Genomic DNA, 26,450 nt, shown 5'->3' with positions numbered 1-26,450 from the left:
GGCCTTTCCCGAGGGCTTGTTGCAGGAATTTGGAAATGCGCGAGCTGGCTGCGCAGGAGGGACTGCTATGAAATTGGCTGCAAAGGGACTGACCGCGATCCTGTCCATCATCACCATCGGCGCCGCTCTGTCGCTGCCGACTTCGCCCGCCTTCGCGGGCGACGAAAGTAACAGCAAGAACGTCACCGAGGACGAGATCGTCCGCGCACTCGCGCCGCCGCCGAAGAAGCCTTTGACCCGCGGCCTCTCGATCGCCCCGCAGGCCGATCCCGCGCCGAACGCGGCGGAGACCAAGCTGATCCAGTCCGTGCGCGGCCGCTCGACACGCTCGCTGTCGTCGACCGAGCGCGAGGAAATCGCCTCAGTCGCCAAGGACAAGCCGAACATCGATCTCGAGATCACGTTCGACTACAACTCCGCCAATATCAGCACCAAATCGATGCCTTCGGTGCAGGCGCTCGGTCGCGCGCTGACCAGCCCCGACCTGAAGGGCTCAACCTTCGTGGTCGCCGGTCACACCGACGCCGCCGGCGGCGAAGCCTACAACCAGGACCTGTCGGAGCGCCGCGCGGATTCGATCAAGCGCTACCTCGTCGACAAGTACGGCATCTCGGCGACCGACCTCGTCACCGTCGGCTATGGCAAGAGCAAGCTGAAGGATCCGAGCCAGCCGATGGCGGAGGTCAACCGCCGCGTGCAGGTGGTCAACATGGAAAACAAGACCACCGCATCGAAGTAAGCACGACGCAATCCTTTGCAGTGACACGTCGTGATGTGGTGTAACGTCTCGCTTCCAAAGCGCGTCCCGCAGCCTTGCGGGACGCCGCTTTATTTCGGGGAAACGCTCTCGATAGGCCTCGTACGGACGGCCGTGAGCCAGGCCAGGGTGATCCGGCGATGAACCTTTCCGCATATCTCAAGCCGGCCGGAACGGTGGCGTTCGTCGTCGCGCTCGGCATCGGCTATTATCTGTTCGAGCATCGGCGCCGCCCCGAGGCGAAGGAAACGCCGGGCGAGGCGCTCGTCATCGTGACGAAGTCGACCAATGCCTGCTTCTCCGACCTCGTGCGGGTGACCGGCTTCTTCGTGCCGCGCCGCGAGGCCGTGGTCGTCGCCGACCAGGAAGGCTCGCGGGTCACGGACCTCTTCGTCACCGAAGGCACCACTGTCACCGACAATCAGGAGCTGGCGCGCCTGACCGCGCCACCGCAGATCCCGGGCCAGCCGCAGCGCCCCGGCCCGCAAGGCCCGATCTCGCTGAAGGCGCCCGCGCCGGGCCTCGTCACCGAGGTCCGCACCATCGTCGGCGCGCCGGCCTCGCCGCAGGCCGGCCCGGTGTTCCGCATCGCCGTCAACAACGAGATCGAGCTCGACGCCCAAGTCCCGGCGGTTCACATGCCCAAGCTCAGCTCCGGCGCGACCGTGCGCATCAGCCGCGACGACGCGCCTGATCTGATCGGCCGAGTCCGGCTGGTTGCGCCCGAAATCGACCGCACGACCCAGCTCGGGCGCGTCCGCATCAGCGTCACCAACAATCCCTCGCTGAAGGTCGGCGTATTCGCGCGCGCCTCGATCGACGCCAAGCGAAGCTGCGGCGTCTCGATCCCCAAGACCGCGATCGACCATCTCACCGTGCAAGTCGTCAAAGGCAATATTGTCGAGACGCGCAAGGTGCGGGTCGGACTGTCGTCCGACAGCGCGACGGAAATCCTGGAAGGGCTCGAGGTCGGCGAAATCGTCGTCGCCGACGCCGGCTCTTCGCTCCATGATGGCGACCAGATCAAAACCATGTTCGCCGATGAACTCGATCGCACGCGGGTACGCTGATGGCTCTTAATATCTCGGCATGGTCGATACGTCATCCGCTGCCGTCTGTCGTCTTTTCGATCATCCTGCTGGTTCTCGGCTGGACCTCCTTCACCAAGCTCGCGATCACACGGCTGCCGTCGGCCGACATCCCCGTGATCTCGGTTGCGGTCTCGCAGTTCGGCGCAGCGCCAGCCGAGCTCGAATCCCAGGTCACCAAGACGGTTGAAGACGCGGTCTCCGGCGTCGAGGGCGTGCGGCACATCACCTCTTCGATCACCGACGGCCTGTCGGTCACCACGATCCAGTTTGCGCTGGAGACCAACACGGACCGCGCGCTCAACGACGTCAAGGACGCGGTGACGCGCGTGCGCTCCAACCTGCCGCAGAACGTCACCGAGCCGCTGATCCAGCGCGTCGACGTCATCGGCCTGCCGATCGTCACCTATGCCGCGATCTCGCCCGGCAAGACGCCTGAGCAGCTCTCCTATTTCGTCGACGACGTCGTCAAGCGCGCGCTGCAAGGCGTGCGCGGCGTCGCCCAGGTCGAGCGCATCGGCGGTGTCGAGCGCGAGATCCTGGTCTCGCTCGATCCCGACCGTTTGCAGGCGATGGGGCTGACCGCGGTCAATGTCAGCCAGAGCCTGCGCGGCACCAATGTCGACGTCGCCGGCGGCCGCGCCGAGATCGGCAAGAACGACCAGGCCATCCGCACGCTCGCCGGCGCCAAGACGCTGGGCGATCTTGCCGGCACCATGATCCCGCTGTTCGGCGGCGGCGAGGTCCGGCTCGACGATCTCGGCACTGTCACCGACACCATCGCCGATCGCCGCACCTTCGCCCGCTTCAACGGCGAGCCGGTGGTCGCGCTCGGCATCAAGCGTTCCAAGGGTGCCAGCGACGTGAAAGTGGCCGAGGCCGTGCAGAAGCGCATCGACGCGCTGAAAACCGCCTATCCCGACGTCGACCTGAAGCTGATCGACACCTCGGTCGAATATACCAAGGGCAATTACCACGCGGCGATCTCGACCCTGTTCGAAGGCGCCATCCTCGCCGTCGTCATCGTGCTCCTGTTCCTGCGCGACCTGCGCGCGACCATCATCGCCGCGATCTCGCTGCCGCTGTCGATCTTCCCGGCGTTCTGGGCGATGGACCTGCTCGGCTTCTCGCTCAACCTCGTCAGCTTCCTCGCCATCACGCTCTCGACAGGTATTCTGGTCGACGATGCCATCGTCGAGATCGAGAACATCGTCCGGCACATGAATATGGGCAAGTCGCCCTATCGTGCCGCGTTAGAGGCCGCCGACGAGATCGGTCTCGCGGTGATCGCGATCTCGCTGACCATCATCGCGATCTTCGCACCCGCGAGCTTCATGTCGGGCATCGCCGGGCAGTTCTTCAAGCAGTTCGGCATCACCGTTTCGGTGCAAGTGTTCTTCTCGCTGCTCGCGGCCCGCTTCGTCACTCCGGTGCTGGCAGCCTACTTCCTCAAGCACAGTTCGCATGAGGAGCCGCCGCCCGGCCGCATTTTGCGGTCGTATCATGGAATCGTGGCCTGGTCGGTGAGGCACTATTTCATCACGGTGCTGATCGGACTCGGCATCTTCGCCGCCTCGATCTGGAGCATCACGCTGCTGCCGCAGGGCTTCCTGCCGGCGCAGGACAGCGCCCGCTCGCTGCTTGCGCTCGAGCTGCCGCCGGGCACTCAGCTCGCCTATACCGAAAAGGTCACCGAGGACATCGTCGCGCGCCTGCGCAAGCGGCCCGAGGTGAAGAGCATCTTCGTCGACGGCGGGCGCGTCCCGCCGGGCACCCAGGAAGTCCGGCGCGCCGCCCTGATCATCAACTACACGCCCAAGGACAGCCGCGACATCACTCAGCGCGAGCTCGAGTTCTCGATCAGCCAGGAGCTGGAGAACGTTCCCGACATCCGCTTCTGGTTCCTGGACGAGAACGGCCTGCGCGCGATCTCGCTGGTGGTGACCGGTGTCGATCCCAACATCGTCAACAACGTCGCGAGCGAGCTTGCGACGCAGATGAAGCGCATTCCCACCATCTCCAACGTGATCTCGGAAACCTCGCTGGAGCGGCCCGAGCTGCGCATCGAGCCGCGCGCCGATCTCGCCGCGCGCCTCGGCGTCTCGACCGAAAGCCTGTCGCAGACCATCCGCGTCGCCACCATCGGCGACGTCGGGCCTGCACTCGCCAAGTTCGACGTTGGCGACCGCCTGGTGCCGATCCGCGTTCAGCTCGAGGATGCTGCGCGCGGCAATCTGAAGACGCTCGAGCAGCTCCGCGTGCCGCTCGGCGAGCACGGCGAGAAGGGCGGTGTGCCGCTCTCGGTCATTGCCGACGTCAAGCTCGACCAGGGCCCGACCAGCATCAACCGCTACGATCGTGAGCGACAGGCGACCGTCGCGGCCGACCTCGTTGGCTCCGCCGCGCTCGGCGATGCCACCAAGAAGATCTACGAGCTGCCGGTGATGAAGAGTCTGCCGAAAGGCGTGAAAGTCTCACCCTCGGGCGACGCCGAAAGCCTCAACGAATTGTCCGACGGTTTTGCGACCGCGATCACGGCCGGCCTGATGATGGTCTATGCCGTGCTGGTGCTGCTGTTCGGCACTTTCCTGCAGCCGATCACCATCCTGTTCTCGCTGCCGCTCTCGATCGGCGGCGCGATCGCCGCCTTGCTCGTCACCGGCAAGCAGCTCACCACGCCGGTGTGGATCGGCATCCTGATGTTGATGGGCATCGTCACCAAGAACGCGATCATGCTGGTGGAATTCGCCATCGAATCCATTCACGCCGGCAAGCCGCGCGAGGAGGCCATGATCGATGCCGGCATGAAGCGCGCCCGCCCGATCGTGATGACCACGATCGCAATGGCCGCGGGCATGATGCCGAGCGCGCTCGCGGTCGGCGCCGGCGGCGAGTTCCGCTCACCGATGGCGCTCGCGGTGATCGGCGGCCTGATCTTCTCGACCATCCTGTCGCTGGTGTTCGTGCCGGCAATGTTCATGGTGATGGACGATTTCGGCGCCCTGATCTGGCGTTTTGCCAAGCGGCTGATCGTGCACAGCGAGGATGCGGAGACCACGGAGCATTATGGAGCGGCGCCAGCGGAAGCGGGGCCAACGCCAAAGAAAATCGTGCACCCGGCGGCGGAGTAGATATTTCCCCGCGATAGCGGGCTCGACATGCGCAGGTGAAGTGTTATCTTTTGAGCATGAACCTCGTAAGCCGCACGCTTGAAATCGACGTTGACACTGATGCCCGTCTCAGGGAGATCGCCTCTGAGCGCGGCAAGGATGTTGCAACGGTGCTCGCCGAGGCCGTCGCGCTGCTGGATTCAGTCATCGACCTTTCAGGTCCGGATCTCGCAGAGGATCGCGATCGCTATGAGGAATTCAAGCGCACCGGACTTGCCGTGCCCCTCGACGACGTCAAAGCATGGGTGGCAAGCTGGGGTTCAGCCAACGAGCTGCCTCGCCCACAACCACGCAAGACCAAATGATCCTGCTTTCGCCGGCCGCTCTGGAGGATATTGAGCGGCTGCGAAGCTTCCTTGACGCAGTCAATCCCGAAGCCGCGACACGTGCCCTGCGATTAATCTGGACAGCCATCGATCGGCTGTCGGAATTCCCATCCCTTGGCAAACCAACGGAGGATGACAGCATCCGCCAGATTATCGTCCGGTTCGGTTCTTCCGGTTACATCGTGCGATACGTCATTGTTGAGGAGTCGGGCGATATTCTCATCACTCGGCTCTGGCACGGTCGTGAGGAACGCACCTGAAGTCTCTACTCGTTCCGCGCGATCGCGGTCAGCTTGGTCATGTTCCGCAGCAATATCCGGCCGCGCTGGAGATCCAGGATCGCCTCCTTGCGCCAGGCCTGGAGCTGGCGGTTGACGCTCTCGCGGGCGGCGCCGACGAAGACGCCAAGCTGTTCCTGCGAGATGTGAACCTCGGAGCCGAAATCGGCGGCGAGCGCGCAGAGCCGCCGCGCCAGCCGCACCGGCAGCGGCTGCAGCATGGATTCCTCCATGCGCTCGCTCTGCCAGCGGATGCGCTGGCAGAGCAGCGCGATGATCTTGATCGCGACCTTTGGCTCGCGCTCGAGGAAACCGAGGAAATCTTCGCGGCGCAGCACGAACAATTCGCTCGCCTCACCTGCGGTAGCATCCGCCGTGCGGCTCTGGCCGTCCAGCACCGCGACCTCGCCGAACAGGTCGCCCGGCCCCATGAAGTTCAGCGTCAGCCGGCTGCCGTCGGAGGCGCCGGTCTCGATGCGGACCTGGCCGCGGCGCACGCCAAACAGCGCGTTTCCGGGATCGCCTTTCTGAAACAGCACCTCGCCGCTCCCCAGATGCTGGGTGTGGCAGAGATTGGACAGCCGCTGGAGTTCGTCCGCACCGAGATCCGCGAACATCGCGTTCATCTTCAGGATGACCGCAAATTCGGCCTGCTTGCTCATTTCAATGTCCTCGTCAATTTACTCGTGAATGTCCTTGGCAAATCGCTTGGAACCATCAACATCAGGATCGCGTAAAACCGCGCCGGAGAAGTGTGTCATAAGTCACATAACTTTGCAGCACCCCCCGACTATTTTTGCGCGCTTGGAGCCGCTTCCCGTCCCGGGATAAACTCAGGCACAAAAGACGGGCGCAAAGGACGGTTAATCCGCCGGGTTCGCTGCCGATCGTCCGTCGTTGGGAAGTCGACATGAGAGCACTGAAATTCGCCGGCGCGGCTTTGGCTGTCGTCATCATCGCGATCGCGGTCCTGCTGGTGGTCGGAATCCCGTCCGGCTTCCTGACCTCGACGATTGCCGCGCGGGTCGAGAGCGCGACCGGCTATCGCCTGTCGATCGACGGCACTACCAAGATCAGCCTGTGGCCGACGCTGAACGTCACCCTGAACGACCTCACGCTGCAAGACCCGAAGGACCGCAGCGGCATCACGCGCCTGACGGTCGACAGCGTGCAGGCCGACATGTCGCTCTCCAGCGTGTGGTCGGGCCGGCCTGCGATCAGCGAGCTCGTCGTCACCCATCCCGTGCTCTACCAGCCGTTGCTGCGTGAGCGCCTGCCGAATGCCGGCACCGCGTCGAAGCCGCTCGCACTTGACACGAGCGGTGCGACCATCGACCGCGTCAAGGTCATCGACGGCGAGGTGGCATTCGCGCGGATACGCGATCGCGTCGAGGGCCGCATCAGCGCCATCAATGCCGATGCCGTCGTTGGCGGCGACCGCAAGGTCAACATCACCGGCACCGCGCGCGTCGGCGAGCACCCGACCAAGTTCGATATCAAGGCAACCCCACCGACGGCGCCCGGCGACCGGCCGACGATTCCGGTCGACTTCGCCATCGACATGCCTGACGTGCTGAAATCCCAGCTCGCAGGTCACGCCGAGATGCGGCTGAGCGGCGATGTCGTGATGATCAACGGCGTGAACGGCAGGCTCGGCGACGGCGCCTTCAACGGCTGGGCTTCGGTCGACATCGCGAGCAAGCCGCTGGTCAAGGTCGATCTCGACTTCCAGCGGCTCGCGATTCCGCTGGCGAAATCGCCGGAAGGCACGGCCGGACAACCCTGGAGCAATGCGCCGATCGACGTCTCCGGGCTCAATTATGTCGATGCGCAAGTCAGGATCTCCGCGAACGAAGCCGTGATCGGCGATGCCCATCTTTCGCCGCTCGCGCTCGATGCAAAACTCGCCGGCGGCGTACTGAAGGCCGGCACCGCCAATCTCGGCGCCTATGGCGGCCAGGTCTCGGGCGAGGTGATCCTGGATGCGACCACCGGCGCGCCGAGCTTTGCCATGCATTCCGATCTCGTCGGCGTGCGCGCGCGGCCGCTGCTGCAGGGCCTTGCCGAATTCGACCGGATCGACGGCAAGTTGCAGGCCAAGCTCGCTTTGCGCAGCGCCGGCACTAGCCAGCGCGCGCTGATGGCGAACATGCAGGGCACGGCCTTCGTCAATTTTCAGGACGGCGCGATCCGCGGCATCAACGTTGCGCAGATGATCCGCTCGCTGACCACAGGCACGCTGTCCGGCTGGCAAGAAAGCCAGGACCCCGGCCAGGAGCAGAGCACGGACCTGTCGCAGCTCTCGGCCTCGTTCCACATCGACAAGGGCCAGGCGGTGACGACCGATCTCAATCTGATCGGACCGCTGGTGCGCGTGACCGGCGCCGGCACCATCGCCCTCGACACCAAGATGATGGGCTTCCGCGTCGAGCCCAAGCTCGTGATGACGACCGAGGGCCAGGGTCGCACCTCCGATCCGGTCGGCTTCGGCATTCCCGTGATGATCCAGGGCACCTGGTCGCAGCCGCGGATCTATCCAGACATGGCCGGTGTGCTGGACAATCCGGACGCCGCCTATGCCAAGCTGCGCGAGATGGGCAAGGGCCTGTTCGGCCCTGATGGCGCCGGGCTCGGCAATATCCTGGGCAGCCTCGGGTTGGGCGGCACCACGCCGGGCGGCGGCAACGCGACCGGCAATGCCAATCCGCAAGGTCAGCAGCCGGGACAGAACAATCTGCTCGGCGGCCCCTTGGGCGAAGCCATCGGCAATCTGATCCAGCAGGGGCTTTCCAGCGGTGCGGGATCCAACACCGGCGCCGGCCGCAGCCGCAGCCTGCCGGCGACATCATCCACGCCGGCCCCACAGGCCTCACCTTCCGGTCCAGCCCCGGAGGACCCGCCGGTCGCGCAGCAGGACAGTCAGCCAATGAACGACGTGCTGCGGCAGCTCTTCAATCGATGAGGGGCGGACCAACGCGCAGGCTGCGGCAATTCAACCGCTTTTCCACCTGCCCCTTTGTCACCGCTTCTGGCGTCCATAGCGGGTAACCACAACGGCGGCTCGGCCGGCCGCTCGGCAATCCCCTGGCCCAAATTGTGGTAGAACGGGCTCGAAAGGGCCCGTACGGCCGGCAGCGCGCAGCGTCAATGGCGGCGCGAGAGGATCGGGATGGCAGGAGCGAACGACAAGACACGGTTTCTGCGCGAGGGCCTGTTCGCCAAATATGTCGTCTCCCTCGTCGGCCTCGTCGTGTTCGTGCTCGCCGTCAACGGCGCGATGGAGACCTGGATCTCCTACCGCGCCACCCGGACGTCGCTGACCGACGGGCTGGAGGACAAGGCGCAAGGCGCAGCGCGGCGGATCGAGCAATCGATCTCGGAGCTCGAGCGCCAGATCAGCTGGGTGACGCGGGCGAGCCAGGACACGCTCGAAAAGCGCCGTGCCGACTACGCCTCGCTCCTGCACCAGGTCTCAGTCGTCAACCAGCTGTTCCAGCTCAATGGCGAGGGCCGCGAGGTGCTGCGCGTCTCGCGCCAGTCGACCACGACCGGGAGCAATGCCGACCTCTCCCGCGACATGCGCTTCACCGACACCGTCGCCCGCGGCGTCAGCTACGCGCCGGCCTGGTTCGCCGACCGGACCCCGTTGATGTCGATCTCGGTGGCGCATTCCGGCTTCAACGCCGGCGTCACGGTCGCCGAGATCGATCTCAGCTTCCTCTCCGACTTCCTGTCCGACGCCCAGGTCGGCAAGGCCGCGTTCGCCTATGTGGTCGATCCGCGCGGCCGCGTGCTGGCGACATCCTCGAAAGGGCCCGACATCGGCAAGGACCTGTCGAAGCTGCCGCAGGTCGCGGCCGCGATCGCACCCGGCCGCGACCCCGACACGTCGGGCACCGACTTCAACGGCCATGCGGTGATGAGCGCCGCGAGCACGGTGCCGAAGCTCGGCTGGAGCGTGCTGTTCGAGCAGCCGACCACGCAGGCCCTGATGCCGATCCGCGACCAGCTGGTGCGCATCGCGCTGCTGATCGGCATGGGCCTGATGGTCGCGATCCTCGCCGGCACGCTGCTCGCCCGCCGCATGATCATCCCGATCACGGCGCTGCGCGACGGCGCGCACAAGCTCGGCGAGGGCGATTTCAGCCACCGCATCGACGTCCACACCTCCGACGAACTGGAAGACCTCGCCGGCCAATTCAACCGCATGGCCGATCAGATCCAGGAGACCTATTCGAACCTGGAGACCAAGGTCGAGGAGCGCACCCGCGATCTCGCGCAGTCGATCCACGAGCTCAAGGTGCTGGAAGAGGTCGGCCGCGCGGTCGCCTCCTCGCTCGATCTCAATGCCGTGCTGCCGACGATCGCGGCCCGCGCCATCGAGATCACCCGTGCCGATGCCGTGCTGATCTACGGCTATGACGCGGAAGCGCGCCGCTTCAACCTGGTCGAGGCCAATGGCATCGGCAAATCGGCCGAGGGCGCGCATGTCACCATCGACGAAGGCGAGAACATCCTGAGCGATTCGGCAGGGAGCGGCGAGCCGATCGCGCTGGCCGATCTCGACGATGCCACCGAGCAGCCGCTGCGCGACGCTGCCGTCAATGCCGGCTTCCATTCCGTGCTGGTGGTGCCGCTGGTCGACCAGCAGGGCACGCTCGGCTCGCTGGTGGTGCTGCGCCGTGCCAGCGGCGCATTCGCCCCCAGCATCATCGGCCTGATGCGTACCTTCGCCAACCAGGCGGTGCTGGCGATGCGCAATGCGCGGCTGTTCACCGAGGTCGACCACAAGAGCCACGCGCTGGAGACGGCGAACGAGACCGTGCGCGCCCAGGCCGACAAGCTGCGCGAGCAGACCGAGCAGCTCAAGGACTGGAACAAGTCGCTGGAGGCGCGCGTCAAGACCCAGCTCGGCGAGATCGAGCGCATCCGCAAGCTCGAGCGTTTCCTGGCGCCGCAGGTCGCGCAGCTGATCGCCTCCTCCGACAGCCCCGAGGGGCTGCTCACCAGCCAACGCCGCGAGGTGACCGTGGTGTTCTGCGACCTGCGCGGCTTCACCGCGTTCACGGAAGCGACCGAGCCGGAAGAGGCGATGAACGTGCTGCGCGAATATCACGCAGCACTCGGCAAGCTGATCTTCAAATATGAGGGCACGCTCGACAAATATGCCGGCGACGGCGTGATGATCCTGTTCAACGCGCCGATTCAATTCGAGGACCACATCCAGCGCGCGGTGAAGATGGCGGTGGAGATGCGCGACACCATCGGCCCGCTGACCGAGCGCTGGCGCAACCGCGGACATAGCCTCGGCTTCGGCATCGGCATTGCGCTCGGCTACGCGACGCTCGGCCAGGTCGGCTTCGAGCAGCGGCTGGAATATGCCGCGATCGGCAGCGTCACCAACCTCGCCTCCCGCCTCTGCGGCGAGGCCAAGCCCAACCAGATCGTGGTGAGCCGCCGCGTCTACGGCATGGTCGAACCGTGGGTCGAAGCCCGCGCGCTCGACGACCTCCAGCTCAAGGGCTTCAATCACCCCGTGCTGGCGATGGAGATTTTGAACTGGCGCGAGGAGATGGCGAACGTGGTGGATGCCGCGGCGGCGCGGCGGCGAGGCTAGCCAAAACAAAAAAGTCGAAAAACAACCCCATGCACAGTAGGTGGGGTCTGTGAGATCAATGAGTTAGACGGGTCTCGCGCGGGTGCTGGCGTGATTTGACATGATCGGGCGCTCAGGCTGATCGCGCAGATGCGTAAAATTCCAGATCTTGGCGACGTGAGTCTGGGCGTTCACGGTGCGCTCCCGAGAAACGGATTGACGATGGTGAGCCCGCCGATGCTGCGGCCGTGTTGCAGGTCTTCGCTGTAGAGCGTGTCGCAGCCGGCCTCGACCGCCGCAGCGACGATCAGCGCATCATAAAAGGCAAGGGTGTGACCGCTGGCAAGCGCAAGCGCCGCGGCGTGCGTGTGTGATGTCAGCGGCAAGATGTCGGGAAAGCGAAAGCGGAGGGACTGCACAGCTGCCTCGATCATTGGCCAATCCTGCTTCTGCTTCTTACGCAACACGTTGGTGAACTCGTTGAGCACCTGCGCGCTGATGACACCACCGCCAGCAATCGTGTTCAGCGCTCGCTGGCGCTTTGTGTCGGTCGAATAGGCGTAGATCAGAATATTGCTGTCGAAGAAGGCGCTCACCGCTCGTTCGCCTCATCGCGATCGAACTTGTAGCCTTCGGGCAGGGGAAACTGGAACTGCTCCACCTGCCTGAGAAATTCCGCTCGCTTGTCGATCTTCTCTACTGCGAGCCGGCCCTTCGAGGCCTCCACCACGTTGAGCTCGTCGCCGGGCGAAAGATTCAGAGCCTCGACAAGCGCCTTGGGCAGGCGAACCGCCAAGCTATTTCCCCATTTGGAAACGAGCACGGGACCCTCCATGATATACATCAGCTACTGTATATCATAAAACGGATATCATTTCTCCTCAAGAGGCCTGCAGCCGATGCCTTCGTCTTGGGAGGCGCGCCGGCGAAGCCGAGGATCTCGCGCAATTCACCCTCCCACGAACCATATCCCGCGTCCCTGCGACCAATCCTCGCTTCGCGAAAATCCGGATGGAGACGACCTGTGGCGTTTGCCTTGCCTTCGCGTGCTTATGATTTGCAGATGCTGGACCGTCCCGCCGACCGCGCGCGCGATCATGGCTGGGTCTATGGGCTGCCGCCGGGCATCACATCCGAGCAATGGCCGCTCGATCCGGTCAGCGGCTATCCGCTGATGCACGGTTTTACGCTTCTGCTGCCGGAGGATTATCGCGTGCATGGCGAAGACATCGCCGCGGTGTCGTTCTTTGCCACCGCGCCCGATCACAATGACGGCGGCGCGCCTGATGATCCCGAAATCCGCGAGGCCGTGCTGGCGCTATCAGCGCATCCGCGGCTGTCGCGGATGACCGACATCCTCGACTATGAATATGCCGCGCTGCTGCTCACCAAGGCCGAATATGAGGGCGCGTTCGCGAGCCCGCCGGCGCCGATTGCACTTGCGACGGCCGAGCGGCCGCGCTGGCTCGACGTCGGCGGCGCCAGCGCCTTCTTCGAGGCCGCGCCGCCTTACGGGCAGAAGATGTTCGCCAGCGCTCCGCGCGCTGCTCTCATTGAAAATCGCGCGATTGCCTTGACGCCGCGCGCGAGCGATCCGAACGCCGGCAAGGGCCCGCAGGATGAGCACACACGCGAGAAGGCGCCGACCGGCTATCAGCCCTACTACTATTACGTCGGCGGCGTGCCGGGCCGCGACAATTTCCGCCTGCACGACTGGAGCAAGGACCACGCCCACAACCATCTCGGCGGCACCATGCGGCCGTGCCAGGCGGCGCCGGAGATGAGCCCGTTCTACATCGAGTTCGAGGAATATTTCGGCGGCTACAATTTTGGCGGCGGCAATGCGCAGCTCGACTTCAGGGATATGAAGTTCGACTGGGCGTGCGGGTGATCACGCCCCCCGCTTCGGCCCAATCGCCTCAAACCCGGCCTTCTGTTCATCGCTCAAGTCCGCCTCGAAATCGTCGAGCGCATCGCTGATGCCGCCGACCGCTTGCAGCATCGTCTCCAGCCGCGCTTTCACGGCGGCGAGGCGGGCCTGCGGTGTCGCGGCGGTTTCCGCCGGGCAGGCGCTCAGCGTCTCCATGGTGCGCAGCGTGGTATCCTGGAGCACCTCAAAGCGGGCGCGGGCGGTCTCGTCGAGCTTGAGCGTGGAAGCGATGTCATTCGCGGGCCATTGTTGCTGCACCAGCTGCTCGTATTGGCGCTGCGCCTTTTCATCGTAGCGGGGATCGTAGCCCGGCTTGCACGCGGCGGCCGCCTGCGCGTCCTTGGGCTGAGCCGCGGCAAGCGCGGCGCGACGCTCATTGCCGAGCGCATTGAGTCTGGCTTTCTGGTCGTCCTTGAGGAGGCCGACGAATTTCGCAAGCGGCGGCGCGACCGCGTCAATTGCCTTGATCATGGCCTCGAGCCGCTCGCGCATCAGGCCGAGGCGCTCGGCGGCCGTGTCCGGGGCCTGCGCCGGGCAGGCGGCCCGGATGGTGTCGCGCGCAGCGTTCCAGGCGGATGCGAGCTCGTCGAGCGCGGTGCGCTGCGATTCGTTCGGCGCTACGGCGGCAGTGATGCGTTCGACGGGCAGACCGCCGGTGTCGCTGGTTTCGCAAAGAGTCTCCGCGGACGGGGTGCGCCGCGCGCGCCGGCCTTGCGGTGCAGTGTAGGCGGCAAGCTCCGTGGCCGCATAAGGCGTGAAGATCGCGGCATAGATGTCGCCATAGCCATAGAGCGAGAGGCTGGTAGTGTCGCCGAAGATGATCGCGGTGGTGAGATCGTCATGCGCGAACGGCCAGAACACCGGGCCGACCCAGCCATAGCTGCCATCGGGATGGCGCCACCAGCCCTGCGGACGGCGACCGCCCTGCCAGCCCGACAGCGCGGCCTGCGCGGTGAGCGCCGCACGCAGGACGTAAGGGTTGGCCGGCTGGCCGCGCTCGGCGCCGCGGGGATCCTGCGACCTCAGCGCGGCCGAGCGGTATCGGCCGCCGCGCACCGCCATGCGGGCTTGGCGCAAGCGCGACAGGCCGATCATGTGGCCGACGGCAAAACGTGCCACGCCGAGCGGACCGCCGCGCAATCCGAACTGGGCCTCGGCCTTGTCAGGCAGCAGCACTGCCCCAAACATGAGGACAGCGCCCGCCAGCGCCAGTCCCATGCGTCCGGACATGAAAACTGACCTGACCACCTCGGCCTCCTCCCAACGCCAAGCGCGCACTGCGTCGCATCACAATGACGCGCGGGGGAACCGATAGTTCCGGAGCGACACAGGGCAAAGCGTCGCGGGCGAGCTTATCGCCGGCATTAGGTAGCAAACTCACCAAAACCAAGAATCAGGTTGCCGAATCAGCCCGCCTAGAAGCGGGCTTTTGACTCTAGGGAGTCGGTCTAATCCGAGGTTCAAAACTACGTTGACAATCAATATACGGAATTTGTTGTAGAAATCGCAACAACACCAAGAGTGTGAATAGCCATGAAAGACCTAGAAGTCTAGTTTGCAACGGAACCCGACATCGTGTACCTAGGGGAAATCGCAACCCCGGAAACGGACGCCATGTCCAAGACTGTTGATCAGGTCATTAGCGAGCTTGCTGCCGAGATCACCTCGGACGAGGCCGCGCTTCGTAAGAAGAAGGAAACGGTCAATACGCTCTGCGGCGCGGTGGGCAGGCCGCCCGCGTATGCACTTGAGGTCGCCTCGTCGGCAGTACCGACGCAGATTCGGTCGGATCAATTCTATGGCCAGCCGCTTGCGGGATCAGTGCGGACGATTCTGGAGATGCGCCGCGCTCAAAATCTAGGGGCGGCGACCATCAAGGAGATATTCGAGGCCCTTACTAAGGGGGGCTATGAATTCGATACCAAGTCAGACGACATTGCACAGAAGTCCCTTCGCAATTCGCTCGCTAAGAATACGGCGCTGTTTCACAAGCTGCCGAACGGCCAATTTGGGCTGCTCGCCTGGTATCCGAACGTAAAGAAGCCGAGGCAATCGCTTCCTGTGGAACCTCTGTACCCAACTGCGGAGGACCATGACGCTGTGGCCGAAGAATACGCGAGTTGGGAGAAGTAGGATTCAACGAAATCCGGGGCCGCAAGGCCCCGGTAGATCGCAGTCTAACCAAGTGTGGAAGCCGCTAGGGGCGGCTCGAAAGGTAGGTGGTACATGACAACATAGAGCTATCGAGTACGCGGGAGAGGCTATCCGTCACGTTGCAGCGTGGCTGGTAGCTTCTCGGACGGGCCGGGGCTGGTGCCGCTCGCCGGATTTCCACCTGTGCAAGCTTGGGTCCAATCCCCAACCGGTCCACCATTCTTCCGATCGGTCACTATAAAATAGCAGTTCGATATAAAATTAGCTAGCGCGGCACGACGATGCCGCGCTGTTTTTCGTAAGGCGAGGTCGCTAAGTTTAGCGAAAGTCGCCCGTTTGTCGGACGAGGAAGCCTATCAGACCTTCAAACTGATCCGCTGGGCCGTCACTAACGGCGAGCCGTTTTGCCCCAAGTGCGGCTGTGTCGCTGTTTACACCTACCAAACCCGCAGGCTTTTCAAGTGCAAGGGTTGCAACCACCAATTCAGCGTCACGTCGGGCACGATCTTCGCCAGCCGTAAGCTGCCAATCCGCGACTACCTCTTGGCGATCGCGATTTTCGAGTTTGCTACCTAATGCCGCTTATCTCTCCCTGCTTGCGGACCGCTTTGTGGCGAGAGGGAGGGGAAGACCGTGCCCGTCACTGCGCCTTTGGCGGCATCACGAAGGTCTGGCCGGGATAGATCAAATTGGGATTGTGGATCTTGTTGCGGTTGGCGTTGAAGATCACGGCGTAGCGGGCGCCGTCACCATAGGCGAGCTTGCTGAGCGCCCACAGGCTGTCGCCGCGGGAGATCACACGGCTGCCACCCGCTTCCGCAGGTGTGCCACTGAGTGCGTCCGCGGGGGAAGCCGATGCGACAGCCGTCCCCGCTGCCCGGGTCATTACCTTCGGCTTCGGAGCACCCATCAATCTGGGCCGAGCCGCGGGCCTGTCGGGCGCTGAGGCCAAGTGTGGCGACGCCGAGGGCAAGGAGGCCACGACTTCAGGCTTGTCGTCGGTCTTCTCGGCCCGCTTCGCCTCTTGTTTCGCTTCTTGCCGCGCGGCGGGTGCCGGCGGCGGCGCGGCCTCGGCGATCGTCACCGGCATGCTGCGGCTGGATTGCGTGACGGTCCCGTCGGTCGATTTCGCCCGCAGGGTCAGCTCATAGGAACCGGCGGGAAGCTGCGGCGGGGTCATCACGAACTGGCCCGACGCATCGGCCGTGACGGTGTCGAGCGGCTTGCCGTCGCGCAGCAACTCCACCTTCGCACCCGGCGTGGCCTGGCCGGCGATCACCGCCGCCTCGCCATGATCGTCGATGCGCGCGACGTCGAAACGGGGACCCGCATCGCTTGCGGCCGGCAGCGGCTTGACCGGCGCGAGATCCGCCAGTGCCGTGACCTGCTTCTGCGTCTCGGCCAGCGCGCCCGCCTTCGGCTCGGGCGCCGGCGATGCGGCCGGTGCCGGCGGCGCGCTGGCGCCAAGCTTTTGCTCTTCCGGCTTGGGTTCCGGCTTCAGCGCGGGCTTGGTTTCGACCTTCGGTTCGGACTTGGGCTCGATCTTGGCATCGACTTTGGCTTCGGCCTTGGCCTCCGGCTTGGCGGCGACTTCGGTCTTCGCCTCGCCCGGCAGCAGGCGGCGCAGTTCGGTGGGGCCGATCACCAGCACGGTGCCGCCCACCGCGAGCAGACAGAAGGCAATGAAGGCCTTGGATGCGGTGATCATCGGAAATGAACCTTGGGACGCAAATCAGCCGAGGGCAGCAAATTGCGCCGTTTTCGCTGCGGCAGCAAGACGATCGTTGGGATGATGCGCAGCCGCGCCCGAGATGAACCGGCAGGGCCCTGTCGGCGTCAAATCAACGAGACCGCATTGCGCCCAATTTTTTTAAGGATTTTCCCCGTGAACGCATTTTGCCGCCCCGCACCATGGCTGGCGCTTGTCCTGACGCTGGCCGCATCGCCCGCATTGGCCGCATCCGGCCCGCCGCCGGGTTTCGTCCTCACCGACAATGCCGACCTCGCCTTCACCTCGCCCGACGGTGCCACCAAGCTCGAGCAGTACATGAAGGACGGCGGCGATTTCGACGTCAAATGGCAGGTCTGGGCCCGGCGCGGCGAGCAGATGACCGAGCTGAAGCCCGAGCAAGGTTATGGCGCCGGCTTCCGCTTCACCAGCGACTCGCAATGGCTGGTGCGGATGCAGAAGACCGGCTCGGGCGAGCAGGACCTCTTTCTCTACCATGTCGAGAAGGGCGCCTTCGTGAGCGCGACGAAGCATTCGCTCAGCGATCTCGCCTGGGCCTATTTCCACAGCCGGCCGGACACGCGGAAGATGAAGCTCGACTACCACATCTCGGCCAATCTCGTGAAAGGCACGGAAGAGGCCTATCGCGGGCTCGGCGTGAAATGGCCCGACAACCGTTACCTCGTGATCTCGCTGTCGGGCGAAATGGACAAGCACCCGAAGAACGTCGCCATGAAGGGCCTCGCCGACTGGCGCTGTCGCTATGATCTCAAGTCCGGGACCTTCGACGTGCCGGCGATGTTCGCCAAGGCGAATGCGGAAGCCTTGAGGTGGGAGATCCGGCGGTGACGCCGGGGAACAACCCCCTGATTCCGTTCCGATTCATATTTTCGTAACCCTTGCTGGTAACGGGGTCTTGTCGGTTTTGCTGCATCTTGCGCCCCACGGGAGGGCTGGATGGGCACATCGATCCGATGGACCGCGCGGATGCGCGCGTTGCTGCGCCGCTTGCGCGGGGCACCGCTGACATGGCTGATCGTCGGCGGCTTCGTGCTGATGGCCGCGACCGCCATCGGCACCGCGCTCACCGTCGACCGCTTCCGGCAGAACGCGATCGAGAGCGGCCGCGACAGCCTGGAAAACTCCGTCCGCATGCTGGCGCGGCATTTCGACCGCGAGTTCGAGGACTTTGCGGTGCTCCAGAAGAGCATCATCGCCGAGCTCGAAAGCCGCGGCATCGAATCCGCCGAGGTGTTCCGCAGCGAGATGGGCACGCTCGCCATGCACGAGGTGCTGCGCGCAAAGGCCAGCGGCTGGTCCGACGTCGCCGGCGCCAACGTGTTCGATTCCAAGGGCGTGCTGATCAACTCGTCGCGGCGCTGGCCGGTCGCCGAGATATCGGTGGCCGACCGCGGCTATTTCAATCGGCTCAAGAACGATCCGGCCGCGCAGGAAGAGATCGAGGTCGTAAAGGGCCGCCTCGGTAACGGACCGGCGATCGTGTTCGCCCGGCGCGTCTCCGGCCCGCACGGCGAATTCCTTGGGCTCGTCTCGCGCGCGATCGCGCCGGAGCAGCTCGAATCCTTCTTCGCCTCGACTGGGCTGGGCGAAGAATCCTCGATCGCGATGCATCACCAGAACGGCCAGCTGCTCGCGCGCATCCCGCATGTCGATGCGATGATCGGGCAGAACTACCGCAAGGGCACGCCCGAGCAGATGGCGGTGTTCGAGCGCACCTTCGTCACCACGAAGCTCGCAAGCCCGATCGACGGCAAGGACCGCATCGTCGCTTCGCGCCTCCTCACCGGCGAGCCGCTGGTCGTGATTGCGACCAAGTCGCTGGATGCGACGCTCGCCACCTGGCGCACGCAGACGAAGTTCTTCGTCACGGTGGCCGTGCTGTCGATCGGCCTGCTCGTGCTCACGCTCTATCTGATCTTCCGCCAGGTGACGCACCGGCTCTCGCTGGAGAAGCAGCGGCTCGACACCGCCATGAACACCATGACGCAGGGCCTGTTGATGTTCGATCAGGACGAGCGGCTGATCGTCTGTAACCGGCGCTATATCGAGATGTACGCTCTGTCGAGCGAGGTGGTGAAGCCCGGCGCCCATTTCCGCGACGTGATCCAGCATCGCCACGACACCGGCTCGTTCCACGGCGACGTCTCGTCCTATTGCGACGACATCCTGAACAATGTCGGGCGCACCCAGAGCACCATCGTCGAGACCGCCGACGGCCGGCTGATCGAGATCAAGAACCAGCCGGGCGCGGCCGGCGGCTGGCTCGCCACCCATGACGACGTCACCGCGCGCATCCGCGCCGATGAGCGTATCGCCCATATGGCGCATTACGACGCGTTGACCGACCTGCCCAACCGCGTGCTGATGCGCGGGCATCTGGAGCGCCGCGTCGCCGAGCTTGCCCAAGGCAAGCCGTTCGCGATCCTCTATATCGATGTCGACGAGTTCAAGGGCGTCAACGATTCGCTCGGACACGAGGTCGGCGACGAGCTGCTGCGCCAGGTCGCGAACCGTCTGCGCGCCTGCGTCAGCGGCAACGACATGGTGGCACGGCTCGGCGGCGACGAATTCGCCATCATCAAGGCCGGCACCAACGATGAGGCCCAGCTGACCACGCTGGCGGAAACGATCTTGAATGCCCTGCGCACACCCGTGAACTGCAAGGGCCAGGAGATCCCGACCGATGCCAGCATCGGCATCGCGATCGCGCCCGACCATGGCGACAATATCGACGACCTGCTCAAGCGCGCCGATCTCGCTATGTACGCCGCGAAGTCGGAAGGGCGCCGCACCTTCCGCGTCTTCTCACCCGAATACGACGCCAAGGCGAAGGCGCGCCGGCAGCTCGAGCTCGATCTGCGGCAGGCGCTCGCGCGCAGCGAGTTCGAGGTGCACTACCAGCCGCTGGTCGACCTCGCGGCCAATGTCGTCACCGGCTGCGAGGCGCTGCTGCGCTGGCGCCACCCGGAACGCGGCATGGTTTCGCCCGCAGACTTCATTCCGGTTGCGGAAGAGACCGGCCTGATCGGCGAGATCGGCGAATGGGTGCTGAAGCAGGCCTGTACCGAGGCCGCGAGCTGGCCCGGCCAGATCCACGTTGCGGTGAACGTGTCGCCGGTGCAGTTCCGATCGCGAACGCTCGCGCTCAAGGTCGCCGCCGCGCTCGCGGAGTCGGGGCTGGCGCCGGAACGGCTCGAGCTCGAGATCACCGAGACCGTGCTCATTCGCGATGACGAGGAGGCGCTGACCATCCTCCAGCAGCTGCGCGAGCTCGGCGTACGAATCGCGCTCGACGATTTCGGCACCGGCTATTCGTCGCTGAGCTATCTGCACCGCTTCCCGTTCGACAAGATCAAGATCGATCGCAGCTTCATCAGCGACATCGGCGAGCCCGAGGATTCCTCGCCGATCGTGCAGGCCGTGGTGCACATGGCCGCCGCCCGCCGCATGGCGACGACCGCCGAAGGCGTCGAGACCGAGGCCCAGCGCGAGGTGCTGCGCCAGCTCGGATGCAGCCAGATGCAGGGCTGGCTGTTCAGCCCCGCGGTGCCCGCGGCGAAACTGAAACAGCTCTTGTCGGCGCAGGCCGCGGCGGCTTGAGCCGCGCGCTCATGACTGCCGCTCCATCCGCGGTGTCCGAGACGATCGGCACCGAAGGGCTCGTGATGCGGTTGAACTGATGGCACGCGACCGCCTGTCACGCCTTTTGTCATAAAGCGTTTCCCTCCCCCTCCGCCCATCGTGCGTTCGCGAAACCCCGCGCCTGCTTGGAGCAGGATCGGACAAAGCGTGGCCGCTTCAGGCAATACGCTGGGCACTCACAGCCATAGAACGCGCACCGGCCCGTACAAATACGGGCGACTGATTTGAAGTTCGACTGATCAGGAGGCGCAACTATGACCGGAAACTCCGCTCCCATGCGCGATCCCCCGCAGCAGGGCTTGCCACCTGCACTTGGCGGACAGGGGGAGGACAACTCGCATTCCGACCGGCGCGCCGCCGGTGCGGAGATGGCGCGCGTGCTCAGGACCGAGCCATTTCGCATGGCGCTGGATGCCTCCGGCGCCGGCATCGCGCACTGGAGACACGATCCACTGCACGACGTCGTCGAGCCCATGAGCCACCACGTGATCATGGCCTACAACGGCGTGATGCAGCGCATGGAGCGGCGCTCGGGACGATCGGTTGCGATCGGTACGTTTCGCCCCGGGGTCCTGATCATCATTCCGGAAGGATCGAGCTCCAGGTGGGACATTCCGAAGCCCGTCGACGTGGTTCAGCTCTATCTTCCCGATGCGACGCTGAAGCGCATTGCCGACGAGGCCGGAACCACCGGACCGGCCGACCTGCTGGAGCGAACGGCGCATCCCGATCCCATCACGTCCCGACTGCTCTTGAGCGCGGCGGACGCGCTGGAGGGCCATGGCGCGCTGGATAATCTGTTCCGGCATCAGCTGACGGATCTTCTGGCCACGCGCGTTCTGGCGGCCCATTCAGGCTCGCCGACCACGTTGCAGCCGACCATGGGCGGGCTGTCGCCGAAAGTCCTGCTCCGTGCGATCGAACGATTGCGGTCTGACAGTGATGCGGACGTCTCGCTCGATGCGCTGGCGTCCGATGCCGGTCTGTCGCGCTTTCACTTCTGCCGCGCCTTCAAGGAAAGCACCGGGTTGTCGCCGCATGCCTGGCTCCGCCAGCACCGGCTGGAGCAGGCCATGAAGATGCTGCGCGACAGTGACGATGCGGTGGTCTCGATCGCAGCCGCGCTTGGCTATTCCTCGCAGACGGCATTCGCAGCCGCCTTCAGGAAGCTGACCGGCGAGAGCCCGAGCGATTGGCGCAGGCGCCAGCGTTAGCAGCAATCGCGCTGCAATCACGGCAATCGCTCTGGCGCAGCGGCAGATCCGATCCGCTAAACCATCACCATGCCCAGACCAATCGACGGAGACCGAAGATGACCTGGAAAAAGATGACCTGGAAAAACTTCATCAGCCGGAGGGTGATCGCCTCGCGCCGCCGAGGCCTTGCGACTGCAACCTTGTACGGACTCTCGCTGGCCGTTCGCTTCACGTCCGCGACGGGCGAGGAGGTGGAGATTCCCGCGCAGGCCCTGCACCGAGCCTACCCGCTGATGTCGATCATGACCCGGGACGGCTCCGGCCTTCCTTACCAGGACTGGAGCCCGAGGGCGGCTCAGTCGGTCATCTTTCGCCGAGGCTGGCCATCGAGTTCGCAGCTGTCGCGCTGCGTAGCGCCTTAAGACCAGCGATTCACTTCATCCCTTCTCATCTCTTCGTGCCGTCGCCGAACGCGGCCCTCGACGGAGCAGCGACGGCTCGCGCACGGACTTTCGAAACTGCCTACCAAGGAGCAACCCCATGCGATTAGTCATCATCGGCGCCGGCTTCGCCGGCATGTACGCCGCCCTTTCCGCAGCCCGCCTGCGCGAGATTCAGGGCGTCTCGCCGGAGGCGCTCGAGATCGCGCTGGTGGCCCCCGAGCCGACGCTCGTGGTTCGCCCGCGGCTCTACGAACCGAAGCCCGAGACCCTGACGGCGCCCCTGCTCGACGTGCTCGAGGCCATCGACGTCACCTATGTGCAGGGCATCGCCGAGACGGTCGACACCAAATCCTGCATGGTAAAGATCGCCACCGCGAAGGGCACGAAGAAGACACTCTCTTACGACCGCCTCGTCGTGACCACCGGCAGCCGGCTGTTCCGTCCGAACATTCCGGGTCTTGCCGGCCATGGCTTCAGCGTCGATTCGCTCGACGATGCGATTGCGCTCGACAAGCACCTGCATGGCCTCGCCAAGCGGCCGGCCACGAACGGGCGCGACACGGTCGTCGTCGCCGGCGGCGGCTTCACCGGCATCGAGGCCGCCACCGAAATGCCGGCACGGCTTCGCGACATCCTCGGTACCAACGCGAAGTCCCGCGTCATCATCGTCGAGCGCAACAATGCGATCGCGCCCGACATGGGCGCAGGCCCTCGACCCGTCATCGAGGACGCCCTTCACAAGCTCGGTGTTCAAACCCGCCTCGGTGCCGGCGTCACCTCGCTCGACGAGTCCGGCGTCACCCTGTCCAGCGGCGAACACATCGAGACCGAGACGGTGATCTGGGCGGCGGGCATTCGTGCCGCGCCTTTGACCGCACAGATCCCCGCCGAGCGCGACAGTTTCGGCCGCTTGCTGGTCGACCGCTGCTTGCAGGTGCCAGGCGTCCAGGGCGTATTCGCGGCCGGCGATGCGGCGCGTGCCGCCTGCGACGACGAGGGCAATTACGCGCTGATGTCGTGCCAGCACGCCACGCGCATGGGCGCCTTCGCCGGCAACAATGCGGCCGCGGAGCTGCTGGGCCTGCCGACCAGGCCCTATCACCAGAAGGCCTATGTCACATGCCTCGATCTCGGCGAAGCCGGCGCGCTGTTCACGCGCGGCTGGGAGCGCAACGTGGAGATCGTCGGCGAGGTCGCCAAGAAGACGAAACGCGAGATCAACACCGTCTGGATCTACCCGCCGCGCGCCGAACGTGCCGTCGCGCTGGCCTCGGCCGATCCGGAGCGCGTGACTGACCTCTAAGCACTCACACGACATCGGCCACGCCTCCACACGCGGTCTCAATCGATCGTGGCTGGACTGCGCTGTCAGCAAAGAAGGAGATCGAACATGAAAAGTGAAAATGTCGTCATCGTGACGGGAGGCAGCTCGGGCATCGGGCGCGCGGCGGCACTACGTTTCGCCAGACAAGGCGACAAGGTGCTCGTGACCGGCCGCCGTCCCGGCCCTATCGAAGAAACGGTTGCCGAGCATGCAAACATTGCCGGCCTGGTTGCCGATGTCGCCTCCGCCGAAGATGCCAGGCGCACAATTGCCAAGGCGGTCGATACCTGGGGCAAGGTCGATGCCTTGGTGAACAACGCAGGCGCAGGCGCAATTCTTCCGCTGGTCGACGCGACGGCCGATCGGATCATGGACATCTTCTCCGTGAATGTGATCGGCCCAAGTCTGCTCGCCGCTGCTGCTCTGCCTCACCTCAGGGCAACACAGGGCGCAATCGTCAATGTCTCGAGCACTTTCGGTCACAGGCCGGCGGGCGCCCTGTCGCATTACGCAGCCAGCAAGGCGGCATTGGAGCACTTGACTCGCTGCTGGGCGCTGGAGCTCGCACCGGTCGGTATACGCGTGAACGCGGTCGCTGCGGGGCCCACGGAATCCGGCGCTCTGACTGGCATGATGGGGCTGTCCCTGGAGCAGGCTGCCGCAATCAAGGAGCAGGAGCGCGCGCGCATACCGCTCGGGCGGCGCGGCGTTCCGGACGATGTCGCAGAATGGATCGTCCGGCTTGCCGGCCCCGCCTCAGAATGGGTGACGGGCCAGGTGGTCGCGATCGATGGCGGCTTGGGACTGGCATAGCTGCCCGCATGCGTTGGCAGCAATCACCCTATAGCGACGGCAATCGCTCTGGGGCACTCGCACGTCGCGTTCGATAAATCATCACGGGACAGCACCAGCAATGAGCGCGCCACCAATCTCCGAACATCTCACCAGCATTGACCGCGCCGCCCACGGAAGACGCGCGGTCTTTTCCCAAACTGAACGTCAAGACAGAGCGCAGGAGCTTTCAACAATGAATCAGACGATCCGCAACACCCAGGAGAAGACGAACATGAACTTGCACGACACTGCACATCTCGGCAGAGGCCCCGAAGAGCTGGTCCCGTCGCGGTACGCGCTGCGGATCGGCGAGATCGACGTGCTGGTGATCAGCGATGGGGTGCTGACGCTGCCAGGTGCGATGCTGGCCCACAACGCCGACCCGGCCGTCCGCGCGGCCTGGCTGAAGGACATGTTCCTGCCGCCGGATGCTTTCGATTGGGCGCTGAACGTGGTCGTGGTGCGCAGCGGCGGCCAGACCATCCTCGTCGACGCTGGACTAGGGTCCGACCCTGACTTGCACCTGCCGCGGGCCGGGCAGTTGAGCAAGCGACTGGAAGCCGCCGGCATCGATCTTGGGTCCGTGACCGACGTGGTGCTGACGCATATGCACATGGACCACATTGGCGGCCTGCTCGTCGACGAGGTCAGGGACCGGTTGCGCGCGGACCTGCGCATCCACGTGGCAGCCGCCGAGGTCAAATTCTGGGAGGCGCCCGATTTCTCCCACGTCGCGATGCCGCCGGGATTTCCGGATGCGCTTCGGGCAACCGCCAAGCGATTCGCGAAAGAGTACCATAACCAGCTGCGCACCTTCGAGGACGAGCACGAGGTGGCGCCGGGCGTGGTGGTCACGCGCACCGGCGGCCACACCCCCGGGCACAGCGTGGTCCGCCTGGCATCCGGCGGCGATCGGTTGACATTCGCCGGCGACGCCGTGTTCACCGTCGGATTCGATCACCCCGAGTGGCACAACGGCTTCGAGCACGATCCCGAAGAGGCGGCCCGCGTTCGTGTCCGTCTCCTGCGGGAGCTGGCGGCGAACGAAGAGCTCCTCGTCGCCACTCACATGCCGTTCCCATCGGTCGGCCGGGTGGCGGTCGACGGCGACCACTTTCGCTGGGTGCCGGCGTTCTGGGACTACTGACCGCTAGAAAGCATGATCCGAACCTGACGGGCCGCGTTGGCGCAAAGTCTGCTGCGGTTTAAGGATCATGCTCAGCGCGAACCGAAGCGCGATGACGATCACCCGATCTCATCGCGCTTTGCCGCACGACAGAAAGTCTACATCATGCCTTTTGCGGCACGCACTTCGGCGATCTCGGCGTCGGGATGGCTGACGATGGTCGCAAACATGATGCCGCTGATGATCAGCGACCAGGCGGTGTCCCAATAGATCCAAAACACGTGCCAGCCTCCGTCTCGATCTCCTCCGCCCGCGGGATCAGGGTAACGGCAAGGCGAGGCTGCCGTTCCCGGTGCGCATGCGGGGCTATTCTTGGTCGGCGGGGCGCTGCGACCGGTTTGACCGGTGTGGCGCTTTGCCACGACGTCCTCGTCGCGCTCGCCCTGATGCGGGCGCGGCGGCGGCTTGGGCTGGCCTTGCTGACCGCCATGCTTGCCGCCCATGTCGGGCTTGCCTTCGAGATCGTTTTCACGGGGCATGATGCTTCAATGCGCTGGCGCGGCATTGGTTCGCATTGTGAACGAGGTCATAGGATCGCCGCGGTTTGCGGTGCACGATCGTTGCCCGAGGCATCGAGATTCGACCGGCGGATTAGGCCTGATGCGGAGACGACTGATCGCCTGGACCATCCTGACCTGCGGGCTGCTTGCGGTCACCGTATGGACCGTGCTCGGTCCGCCCAATTACCCGCCCGGCCCCCATTTGCCCTCCCGCAGCGTGGCGGCGGTGCGGTAGCCTCCGGGCGACCGATACAATTACGGCATCGATCAATCCCA

At 64.9% G+C, this 26,450-nt stretch carries 23 protein-coding genes and 1 pseudogene; 18 read left to right on the top strand and 6 right to left on the bottom strand.

What is annotated here, in order from left to right:
* Nucleotides 1–67 precede the first annotated feature (67 nt).
* From XH85_RS03370 to XH85_RS03350, 5 genes are all read left to right on the top strand, one after another.
* The gene (locus XH85_RS03370; RefSeq protein WP_128930733.1) at nucleotides 68–739 is read left to right on the top strand and encodes an OmpA family protein; all 672 of its coding nucleotides are present in this window, start codon (nucleotides 68–70) and stop codon (nucleotides 737–739) included.
* 158 nt (nucleotides 740–897) lie between these two features.
* Nucleotides 898–1,827 (top strand): efflux RND transporter periplasmic adaptor subunit, encoded by a 930-nt coding sequence (locus XH85_RS03365; protein ID WP_128930732.1) that lies wholly within the window; start codon nucleotides 898–900, stop codon nucleotides 1,825–1,827.
* Nucleotides 1,827–4,976, top strand: a complete 3,150-nt coding sequence (locus XH85_RS03360; RefSeq protein ID WP_128930731.1) for an efflux RND transporter permease subunit — start codon at nucleotides 1,827–1,829, stop codon at nucleotides 4,974–4,976. The genes XH85_RS03365 and XH85_RS03360 overlap by 1 nt, the downstream gene beginning before the upstream one ends.
* 56 nt (nucleotides 4,977–5,032) lie before the next feature.
* Nucleotides 5,033–5,320: a hypothetical protein gene (locus XH85_RS03355; protein ID WP_128937080.1), complete on the top strand. Its 288-nt coding sequence runs from the start codon at nucleotides 5,033–5,035 to the stop codon at nucleotides 5,318–5,320.
* Complete coding sequence (locus tag XH85_RS03350; RefSeq protein WP_128930730.1) at nucleotides 5,317–5,601, top strand: type II toxin-antitoxin system RelE/ParE family toxin; 285 nt, start codon at nucleotides 5,317–5,319, stop codon at nucleotides 5,599–5,601. Before XH85_RS03355 ends, XH85_RS03350 begins: the two co-directional genes overlap by 4 nt.
* 5 nt (nucleotides 5,602–5,606) lie before the next feature.
* Here XH85_RS03350 and XH85_RS03345 read toward each other — a convergent pair whose 3' ends face one another.
* Nucleotides 5,607–6,281 (bottom strand): Crp/Fnr family transcriptional regulator, encoded by a 675-nt coding sequence (locus XH85_RS03345; RefSeq protein WP_128930729.1) that lies wholly within the window; start codon nucleotides 6,279–6,281, stop codon nucleotides 5,607–5,609.
* A 248-nt stretch (nucleotides 6,282–6,529) separates the two neighbouring features.
* Between XH85_RS03345 and XH85_RS03340 the strand changes: the two genes are divergently transcribed.
* Both XH85_RS03340 and XH85_RS03335 read left to right on the top strand, forming a co-directional pair.
* The gene (locus XH85_RS03340) at nucleotides 6,530–8,581 is read left to right on the top strand and encodes an AsmA family protein (RefSeq protein ID WP_128930728.1); all 2,052 of its coding nucleotides are present in this window, start codon (nucleotides 6,530–6,532) and stop codon (nucleotides 8,579–8,581) included.
* Nucleotides 8,582–8,788: 207 nt separating this feature from the next.
* Nucleotides 8,789–11,236: an adenylate/guanylate cyclase domain-containing protein gene (locus XH85_RS03335; protein ID WP_128930727.1), complete on the top strand. Its 2,448-nt coding sequence runs from the start codon at nucleotides 8,789–8,791 to the stop codon at nucleotides 11,234–11,236.
* Nucleotides 11,237–11,406: 170 nt separating this feature from the next.
* Here the strand turns inward: XH85_RS03335 and XH85_RS03330 are convergent, their stop codons facing one another.
* Together XH85_RS03330 and XH85_RS03325 are read right to left on the bottom strand one after the other, a co-directional pair.
* Complete coding sequence (locus XH85_RS03330; protein ID WP_091897895.1) at nucleotides 11,407–11,811, bottom strand: PIN domain-containing protein; 405 nt, start codon at nucleotides 11,809–11,811, stop codon at nucleotides 11,407–11,409.
* Complete coding sequence (locus XH85_RS03325) at nucleotides 11,808–12,038, bottom strand: AbrB/MazE/SpoVT family DNA-binding domain-containing protein (RefSeq protein WP_091897901.1); 231 nt, start codon at nucleotides 12,036–12,038, stop codon at nucleotides 11,808–11,810. Before XH85_RS03325 ends, XH85_RS03330 begins: the two co-directional genes overlap by 4 nt.
* A 240-nt stretch (nucleotides 12,039–12,278) precedes the next feature.
* On the opposite strand from XH85_RS03325, the gene XH85_RS03320 reads away from it, so the two are divergent.
* The gene (locus XH85_RS03320; protein WP_245473598.1) at nucleotides 12,279–13,106 is read left to right on the top strand and encodes a hypothetical protein; all 828 of its coding nucleotides are present in this window, start codon (nucleotides 12,279–12,281) and stop codon (nucleotides 13,104–13,106) included.
* Here XH85_RS03320 and XH85_RS03315 read toward each other — a convergent pair whose 3' ends face one another.
* Entirely contained in the window at nucleotides 13,107–14,375 is a 1,269-nt protein-coding gene (locus tag XH85_RS03315; RefSeq protein ID WP_128937079.1) for a Spy/CpxP family protein refolding chaperone, read from the bottom strand.
* Nucleotides 14,376–14,759: 384 nt separating this feature from the next.
* Between XH85_RS03315 and XH85_RS03310 the strand changes: the two genes are divergently transcribed.
* Together XH85_RS03310 and XH85_RS03305 are read left to right on the top strand one after the other, a co-directional pair.
* A complete protein-coding gene (locus tag XH85_RS03310) occupies nucleotides 14,760–15,278 on the top strand; it encodes a hypothetical protein (RefSeq protein WP_128930725.1) in 519 nt (172 codons plus the stop codon).
* 276 nt (nucleotides 15,279–15,554) lie between these two features.
* Nucleotides 15,555–15,860 (top strand): annotated as a pseudogene (locus tag XH85_RS03305) (transposase); the annotation flags it as partial.
* 79 nt (nucleotides 15,861–15,939) lie between these two features.
* Here XH85_RS03305 and XH85_RS03300 read toward each other — a convergent pair.
* Nucleotides 15,940–17,007, bottom strand: a complete 1,068-nt coding sequence (locus XH85_RS03300; RefSeq protein ID WP_128930724.1) for a LysM peptidoglycan-binding domain-containing protein — start codon at nucleotides 17,005–17,007, stop codon at nucleotides 15,940–15,942.
* A 177-nt stretch (nucleotides 17,008–17,184) separates the two neighbouring features.
* Between XH85_RS03300 and XH85_RS03295 the strand changes: the two genes are divergently transcribed.
* From XH85_RS03295 to XH85_RS03265, 7 genes are all read left to right on the top strand, one after another.
* On the top strand, nucleotides 17,185–17,877 hold the full coding sequence (locus XH85_RS03295; RefSeq protein WP_128930723.1) for a hypothetical protein: 693 nt from the start codon (nucleotides 17,185–17,187) through the stop codon (nucleotides 17,875–17,877).
* 108 nt (nucleotides 17,878–17,985) lie between these two features.
* A complete protein-coding gene (locus tag XH85_RS03290; protein WP_128930722.1) occupies nucleotides 17,986–20,649 on the top strand; it encodes a bifunctional diguanylate cyclase/phosphodiesterase in 2,664 nt (887 codons plus the stop codon).
* A 296-nt stretch (nucleotides 20,650–20,945) separates the two neighbouring features.
* Nucleotides 20,946–21,905 carry a helix-turn-helix transcriptional regulator gene (locus XH85_RS03285; protein WP_128930721.1) on the top strand — a complete coding sequence of 320 codons (960 nt, stop codon included), beginning with the start codon at nucleotides 20,946–20,948 and terminating at the stop codon, nucleotides 21,903–21,905.
* Nucleotides 21,906–22,003: 98 nt separating this feature from the next.
* A complete protein-coding gene (locus XH85_RS03280) occupies nucleotides 22,004–22,309 on the top strand; it encodes a hypothetical protein (RefSeq protein ID WP_245473597.1) in 306 nt (101 codons plus the stop codon).
* A gap of 118 nt (nucleotides 22,310–22,427) precedes the next feature.
* Complete coding sequence (locus XH85_RS03275) at nucleotides 22,428–23,633, top strand: NAD(P)/FAD-dependent oxidoreductase (RefSeq protein ID WP_128930720.1); 1,206 nt, start codon at nucleotides 22,428–22,430, stop codon at nucleotides 23,631–23,633.
* Between the two features lie 48 nt (nucleotides 23,634–23,681).
* A complete protein-coding gene (locus XH85_RS03270) occupies nucleotides 23,682–24,467 on the top strand; it encodes an SDR family NAD(P)-dependent oxidoreductase (protein ID WP_245473596.1) in 786 nt (261 codons plus the stop codon).
* Nucleotides 24,468–24,681: 214 nt separating this feature from the next.
* Nucleotides 24,682–25,635 (top strand): MBL fold metallo-hydrolase, encoded by a 954-nt coding sequence (locus XH85_RS03265; RefSeq protein ID WP_128930719.1) that lies wholly within the window; start codon nucleotides 24,682–24,684, stop codon nucleotides 25,633–25,635.
* Nucleotides 25,636–25,772: 137 nt separating this feature from the next.
* Here XH85_RS03265 and XH85_RS03260 read toward each other — a convergent pair whose 3' ends face one another.
* A complete protein-coding gene (locus tag XH85_RS03260; RefSeq protein WP_128930718.1) occupies nucleotides 25,773–26,153 on the bottom strand; it encodes a hypothetical protein in 381 nt (126 codons plus the stop codon).
* A 121-nt stretch (nucleotides 26,154–26,274) separates the two neighbouring features.
* Here XH85_RS03260 and XH85_RS47225 point away from each other — a divergent pair, with 121 nt between their 5' ends.
* Nucleotides 26,275–26,409 carry a hypothetical protein gene (locus XH85_RS47225; protein WP_276485573.1) on the top strand — a complete coding sequence of 45 codons (135 nt, stop codon included), beginning with the start codon at nucleotides 26,275–26,277 and terminating at the stop codon, nucleotides 26,407–26,409.
* The last annotated feature ends 41 nt before the right edge of the window (nucleotides 26,410–26,450 follow it).

It is taken from the genome of Bradyrhizobium zhanjiangense, assembly GCF_004114935.1.
Lineage (GTDB): Bacteria > Pseudomonadota > Alphaproteobacteria > Rhizobiales > Xanthobacteraceae > Bradyrhizobium > Bradyrhizobium zhanjiangense.
This window is presented reverse-complemented; position numbering and strand designations above follow the sequence as displayed.